This window comes from Novosphingobium cyanobacteriorum (assembly GCF_029436685.1).
Taxonomy (GTDB): Bacteria; Pseudomonadota; Alphaproteobacteria; order Sphingomonadales; family Sphingomonadaceae; genus Novosphingobium; species Novosphingobium cyanobacteriorum.
The window spans coordinates 48316-54661 of the sequence record NZ_JAROCY010000024.1 but is presented as its reverse complement, the minus strand read 5'-3'; the positions used below and the strand labels follow the sequence as shown (position 1 = coordinate 54661).

The 6346-nt window shown below is 58.6% G+C and carries 7 protein-coding genes; all 7 read right to left on the bottom strand.

All coding sequences use genetic code 11. The annotated features are described in order from the left end of the window. Nucleotides 1–359: 359 nt before the first annotated feature. The 7 genes from POM99_RS19095 to POM99_RS19065 all read right to left on the bottom strand — a co-directional run bounded on the left by POM99_RS19095 (nucleotide 360) and on the right by POM99_RS19065 (nucleotide 6337). Complete coding sequence (locus POM99_RS19095; RefSeq protein ID WP_277280281.1) at nucleotides 360–1280, bottom strand: SDR family NAD(P)-dependent oxidoreductase; 921 nt, start codon at nucleotides 1278–1280, stop codon at nucleotides 360–362. Nucleotides 1281–1447: 167 nt separating this feature from the next. After that, nucleotides 1448–2209 (bottom strand): SDR family NAD(P)-dependent oxidoreductase, encoded by a 762-nt coding sequence (locus POM99_RS19090; RefSeq protein WP_277280280.1) that lies wholly within the window; start codon nucleotides 2207–2209, stop codon nucleotides 1448–1450. A 109-nt stretch (nucleotides 2210–2318) separates the two neighbouring features. Beyond that, nucleotides 2319–3320 carry an NmrA family NAD(P)-binding protein gene (locus POM99_RS19085; RefSeq protein WP_277280279.1) on the bottom strand — a complete coding sequence of 334 codons (1002 nt, stop codon included), beginning with the start codon at nucleotides 3318–3320 and terminating at the stop codon, nucleotides 2319–2321. Continuing rightward, on the bottom strand, nucleotides 3268–4008 hold the full coding sequence (locus tag POM99_RS19080) for an enoyl-CoA hydratase/isomerase family protein (protein WP_277280278.1): 741 nt from the start codon (nucleotides 4006–4008) through the stop codon (nucleotides 3268–3270). Before POM99_RS19080 ends, POM99_RS19085 begins: the two co-directional genes overlap by 53 nt. A gap of 280 nt (nucleotides 4009–4288) precedes the next feature. Then, nucleotides 4289–4894, bottom strand: a complete 606-nt coding sequence (locus POM99_RS19075; protein ID WP_277280277.1) for a TetR/AcrR family transcriptional regulator — start codon at nucleotides 4892–4894, stop codon at nucleotides 4289–4291. Between the two features lie 192 nt (nucleotides 4895–5086). After that, the gene (locus tag POM99_RS19070; protein ID WP_277280276.1) at nucleotides 5087–5872 is read right to left on the bottom strand and encodes an SDR family NAD(P)-dependent oxidoreductase; all 786 of its coding nucleotides are present in this window, start codon (nucleotides 5870–5872) and stop codon (nucleotides 5087–5089) included. A gap of 27 nt (nucleotides 5873–5899) precedes the next feature. Continuing rightward, complete coding sequence (locus tag POM99_RS19065; RefSeq protein ID WP_277280275.1) at nucleotides 5900–6337, bottom strand: nuclear transport factor 2 family protein; 438 nt, start codon at nucleotides 6335–6337, stop codon at nucleotides 5900–5902. Nucleotides 6338–6346 lie beyond the last annotated feature (9 nt).

Genomic DNA, 6346 nt, shown 5'->3' with positions numbered 1-6346 from the left:
GACGGCGCGCGACGGCATGCGCGGGCCCCTCCCATGGACTACCGGGATAACCGCCTGCCAGACCGATAGGGGGGTCAGTTTTACGCGCCGATCAGGGGGTCAACTTTGAACGCCGATTGACAAACAATGTGACAGACAAGCGCTTCTTCGCCTACGCCAACGACAACAGGGGTGGGCTTGGATATGCCAACGCAATCTTCGGCGCGCCCCGCACATTCGGTGCGGACGTCTCGTTCAAATTCTGAAAGAGCAGGCGGATAAGACAGATGGCGGGCCTCAAGGCCCGCCATCCTTCTTCCCAGATTAGATGATTCCGCCCGTTTCGGCCGTAGAATCGTGAATGCCCCCAGCTTCGTCGGTCAGCCGATCGGAGCGTCGCCAAACATGGTGGCGCTGGATTCAATCGCTGTTGCAGGTACGGCAAAGCCATCTCGATCAACGATCTGCGCGAAGTTGTCGCGAATATCTTCGATACTGTGGGCTCGCTGTTTCCACCCGGCGGTCAGACCGATGAACACTTCGCTCACATGCCCTAGGCCCGAAGAGAACACACGGCCGGTGGGTTCGCATGCGCTATGTGCGAGATAGCCGACGATGGGTGCGACATACTCCGCCTTCGCGTTGTCCTTGAACCAGGTGTTGAATGCCACGTCCTCGGAAAACCCCTCGAAAAGGCGGGTGTAAGCAAGCGGACAGACCGCATTCACCTTGATCCCAAACACCGCGCCGTCGATTGCGAGGCCGCGCAGCAAGCCGATCACGCCACCTTTGGCAGAGGTGTAATATGGGTTTGCAGGAATGCCGAACATGCCACCGGCAGAACTCATAAGGACTATTCGCCCTTCGCCGGATCGCTTCAGCCAATCCCACGCCGCGCCGATCAGCAGGCCGACGCCAGTCACCATCAGCGAGAGCTGGGAATTGAACTGGTCCGGCTCGATCTTGTCAGGCGTCGTGCCATAGCCGATCGTTCCGGCATTGCAGACAAGCGCGTCAACCGCACCGAATTCTTCGACTGTCCGTGCGACCAAAGATCTAACCCCGCTTTGCGTGGAGATGTCGCTGTGGTCGGCAATCGCTTTGCCGCCGTGGGCGCGGATGAGCGACGCAACCGCCTCCGCTGGTTCTGGCGAAGGTCCCGTGCCATCAATCGCCACACCGAGATCGTTGATCACTACACAAGCCCCGCGCTGTGCAAGGAGCATTGCATAGGCTCGGCCGAGGCCCCTGGCCGCGCCGGTGACGATTACGACCCGGCCGTCAAAACTCATCGCCGTCATCTCTTCCCTCTCCCGACAAGCCCGACTGGCAGATTGTTGCTCGATAGATTGCAGCCTGCCCCGTGGACATTTCCCCAGCCAGATCACGCAACCAGATAGGACATAGGTATTGATGCCCGACCCGTTGCAGTCGACATAACCAGTCTCAGCCGCACCGGGCCAGGCATTTACAACATGATCTGGCCGCCATCGACCGCAATTGTCTGGCCAGTAATATAGCGTGCGTCATCGCTGGCGAGGAATACAACGGCTGGTGCAATATCAAGATCAGGATCACCTATCCGACCCAGCGCAACGCTGCTCAGGATTTGTTGAGCAGTCTCTGGATTGTCTTCCAGGAAGGTCTTGGAAATCGGGCTGAGTGCGGCAGGGCAGACCACGTTCACTCGAATATTGTATTTTCCCCATTCGCGTGCCGCCACACGCGAAAGGCCCCTGATACCTTCCTTCGCTGCGGCATAGGCGCCGAAACCCACCATTCCTTCGACGCCAGTTCGTGAACCAAAATTGATGATCGCCCCGCCGCCAGATGCTTTCAGATGAGGCATGGCTGCGTTCATGTAACGGAAAGTACCACTTAAGCTCGATTGGATTGTCAATTGGAGCAGGTCTTCGTCAGTGTCCTCGAAATTTGTGCCGGGCCTTGATGTTGCCGCGTTGTTTACCATCACGTGCAGTCCACCAAACAATTCCACAGCGCGAGACACAACACGACCGGCATCGGCTGGCTCTGCAATATCGGCTACGCAGCTTTCAATCACGCCGCCGGCACCGCGAATTTGGGCTGCGGCCTCCAGCAAGGCTCCCTCGGTCCGGCCGGTGATCAGAACTCTGGCTCCCTCCCGGCAGAATGCGCTGGCGACGGCGCGCCCAATTCCCTGGCTACCGCCGGTTACGATGGCGACGCGCCCTTCCAGTCTCTTTTGCACTTTACTTGCCTCTTCCCGTTCCTGCAGGCTGCCCTGCGCCCTGTTTCAAATCAGCATTCTGGCAACCGGACGATCACTCGCATCCCGCCGATCAGCCGAGCACCAGGTCTCATTTCTGTCCGATGCGAAAATCGCCTGCATGCCGCGCAGCAAAATCAGCGAAGGTCGTCAGAACGATTCCATGACTTCCAGCCCTGGCGAGATCGACCTTGTAGCCCTCAACGTCGTTCCATTGCTCGCTCAGCACAAGGCCGGGAATGCAACCACGCCCGATAGCCACCTCCGGGCTGACGCAAGCGGTGGTTACGGTCTTTCCTGTGGCAGCCGAAATGACCTCTGCAATCTCGGCAATCGTGAGTGATTCCGCCGCCAAGTCGATTTCCTGGCGATTGAAGCGCTCCGGATCGGCGAATGCGGCCGCAGCAAACCGGCCGACATCTGCCGCATCGACAAGGTCAAGGCGCGTATCTGGCGCCATGGCCGTCACCAACTCGCCAGTCCTCTCCAGCGAAGGGGCCATCCAATGTACCTTCGGGGGTACGAAATTGTCCATCATATAGGCAGGTTTAAGAATGACCCATTGGTCAAAGCCCGCCGCACGCACGAGATCATTCACCCCTGATTTCGAATTCCAATAGTCAAACCACCAGCGGCCTTCGTGCCAGCCAACGAAATCGGCCTGGTCACCAGCTCGCGCCACGGAGGTATGAACGAACGTGCTGACGCCCGCAGCAAGAGCGGCATTGACCAGATTGCCGCCAGCCCGGACTTCGGCTTCAAGATCGGTTGGCGAGGGGGGGGTCTGCATGGAGAAGACCCCATCTACGCCTTGCATGGCAGCGGCGAGGCGTGCCTCATCATCAAAGTCGCCCACCACAAGCTCAACACCGCGAGCGGCCAAGGCCTGAGCACCATGTGAGGCTGGATCGCGGACCAACGCCCTCACCTTGCGGCCATCGGCCAGGAGGGCGTTGATCGTGGCTCCGCCCTGTGCGCCTGTTCCGCCAGTTACGAGGATGGGTGCTTGGGTCATTGTGGGCATCCTGTTGCTCGGAAAGTCATGCTGACTTTCGCTTTTGGCGATCAATAAGGCCTTGAACGATGCGGCCATGGTCAGGACCCTGTGTCTGGTCGAATTGGCGCGCGAGCTGCGCCTCAAGCACGGTATCCATGACGGCCTTTGGATACATGTTGAGGATAGCCTTCGAACCCGCCACGGCGCTGCGGGGCTGCTTTGCGATCCGCTCGGCAAGAGCCATAGCTTCAGGCAGCAGTTGGACCAATGGCATGGCGCGGTTTGCCAGTCCGTAAGCCACGCAATCGGCGGCGAGGATGCGGTCTCCGGTGAAGACGAGTTCCTTGACCCGGTTCAGCGGCATCAGGAACGGCCAGCTAATGGATATACCGTCACCGATCACGAGGCCAACGTTGACGTGCGGTTCGGCGATAAAGGCGCTATCTGCCATCAACACGATGTCGCTTAAAGCGACAAGCGTCGCACCGAATCCGACGGCGGCTCCATTGACAGCTGCAATAAGCGGTATCGGCAAATCCAAAATCGCCCTGATGTAATCCCGCGAGTTATCAAGCGTTGCGCGGGCGACGGCCGGATCCTGCGCAGTAGCGACGAAGTGCTGGAAATCGCCGCCTGCGCTGAAGGCTTTGCCTGCGCCAGTGATAATCACCACGCGAACAGCTTCGTTTTCAGCCAGCGCACGGAACAACCGTGTGATATCATTCAGCATGCGGGTTGAAGCCGGATTGCGATCTTCCGGTCGGTTCATCGTGATGGTCGCCACCTCACCCGTGACTTCGAAATGGAGGTCATCGCAAAGATCTTGGAGCACGCAGCAAACCTCTCATTCAGTGTCTGCAATCGGTCGAACGTGCACAATTCAAGGAACTGAACATGTTGCCTTCCACCGTTCAGGTCCGGCGCATTGAACTTGGCTATCCCAGCACTTCGACCAGTGCAGATCGTAAGATCATCAACTCATACGATCGTTTGATTTCGTACATAATTGATCTGGGCGACGCAAGGACCTGCCATCACATCGCGAGGGTTCATCGCGTCTGCGGTCAGACCTTCATGCCACGCTGAATTACGGGCACCGCACGCTTGACAAAAAGCGCAATTTCTTCGGACCGACCCGTCCGATGCAGCAAGTTGATTGTCCGAAAGAGGCCAAAGAGCAGCCTCATTCCGTCTTTGACAGTCAAATCGGGGGAAATCTCACGGTTACGCAAGGCGTCAAGGTGAAGCTGCTCAAAGAGCGCCCGCTGCGTGACCCAGCCCGGACGCAGAGCAGCGACCAGTTCTTCCGGTAAATCGAACCATAAACTCGAATACACATCCAGAAAATCCCCGAATTTATTAAGAGATAATTGGTGAGCATCGAACATTGCCGATATACGTCCGTCAAAATCTCTATAGCGATTTAAAGAACTAGAAAGATTACTTGTAACCTCTGACTGTCCGATCATACAGATAGCCAGCAAGGCATCCTGTTTCGAAGAAAAATGATGATAGAGCGTCCCCTGGTTGAGCTTCAGCATTCCAGCCAGCTCTCGCATTCCTACAGCATGATATCCCCGGGCTGCGAACGCTTTGGCAATTGAGCAGGTGATCTCCCATTTTCGCCGTGACATTGGTGGTGTAAAAAGCTCTTTGAACTCAACTTTCATCGACCTACCGCCCCAGTTGCCAACACGTACCGAACTCTCCTCAAGCCTTGCTTGCGGATGCGACTAATACCACCTGCTGGTATCTTTTGCGCGCACCCATGATGGGTGTCCCGGATTTTTGGGGCCGCACCTGTTCAAGACCCTACGATTGCCCACCGAAACCGGCGTCGGATCAAGGGGAGAACTTCGGTGTCAAAGGGGCGTCTTCGCCGCAGCGTGTATTTCTGCCGCAGTAGGATTGCGACGCAGGGTCAGGCCGCCAGTCACGTGAAAAGTCTGTCCGGTCATGAAACAACCTTCTTCCGCCGCGAAAAGAGCAGCATTCGCGATGTCGTCGACCGTCGTGATCCGGCCAAGCGGGTACTCCTGCGCGAAGCGGTCAATCATCGCTTTGGAGAACGCACCGCCGAGCATCGGAGTATCGGTCAGACCCGGTGAAATGATGTTGGCGCGAATACCGAACTTGCCGAATTCGTTGGCGATGGCCCGGGTCATGTGATTGAGGCCCGCCTTGGCGCCCATGTAGGCAACGTGGTTCTCGAACATGATGTCCGCCACTGCCGAACTGACGTTGATGATCGCCCCGCCCCCTGCGGCGCGCAGGGCAGCAACGGCCGCTTGCATGAACCAGATGCCGCCCTTGAAGATGATCGCGAGCATCTCGTCGATCTCGGCCTCGGTCATGTCCTCGAACGGGCCGTACTGACCCGTGGCTGCGGCATTCAACGCGATGTCCACCCGCCCGAACTGCTCCTGTATCTGGCGGAACAGATCGAACACGGCATCACGGTTCGAAACGTCGGCAGCGATCGGGGTTGCGCCGCTGATGCTCGCAAAGGCTTGCAGACCTGCCAGCGAGCGGCCCGAGACGACAACGGTGGCGCCCTCCTCGATGAACCGGCGTGCGATCGCCTGCCCCATGTTGCCCTCGCGGGTCGCACCCATCACGATGGCGACCTTGCCCGACAATCTTCCCATGTTTCTTCCTCTCGCGAATTGGCTCGATCAGGCCGGAACGACATCCACCCGCAGGCGGGTCACCGCCCAGGCGACGATTTTCCAGGCGCCATCGACCCGGACGTAGGTTTCACGATAATGGCCCATGCCGTGCAGGCTGCGCAGCGGGCTGGACGAGCCTTCCTCCCACCGCAGCATATCCTGCATCGCCCAGACACCCTCGGCCAGATCGGGCGCGGTGAACTCGATCTCGGGATTGTGGACGTGGTGGACGCTGACGCAACCGGCCAGGCCCGCCGCGGCCTCGGCCACGAACTGGTCACGCCCGGCGATTTCCCCCATGCCGCCGCCCGAGCCATCGAAGCGGCAATCGGGCGTGAACAGGTTCTTGAGGGCATCCCACTGCTTCGTGTCAACAAAGCGGCAGTAGCGCGCCTTGACCTTGCGGATCTCTTCCAGCGCGTCCAGCTTCTCGGCAAGGTCCATCGGCGTCAC

Coding starts and splice junctions, on each gene's coding strand:
- POM99_RS19095 (WP_277280281.1), bottom strand. CDS start 1,280: ATGACGGCGATGAGTTTTGACGGCCGGGTCGTAATCGTCACCGGCGCG.
- POM99_RS19085 (WP_277280279.1), bottom strand. CDS start 3,320: ATGGCCGCATCGTTCAAGGCCTTATTGATCGCCAAAAGCGAAAGTCAG.
- POM99_RS19075 (WP_277280277.1), bottom strand. CDS start 4,894: ATGAAAGTTGAGTTCAAAGAGCTTTTTACACCACCAATGTCACGGCGA.
- POM99_RS19070 (WP_277280276.1), bottom strand. CDS start 5,872: ATGGGAAGATTGTCGGGCAAGGTCGCCATCGTGATGGGTGCGACCCGC.
- POM99_RS19065 (WP_277280275.1), bottom strand. CDS start 6,337: ATGGACCTTGCCGAGAAGCTGGACGCGCTGGAAGAGATCCGCAAGGTC.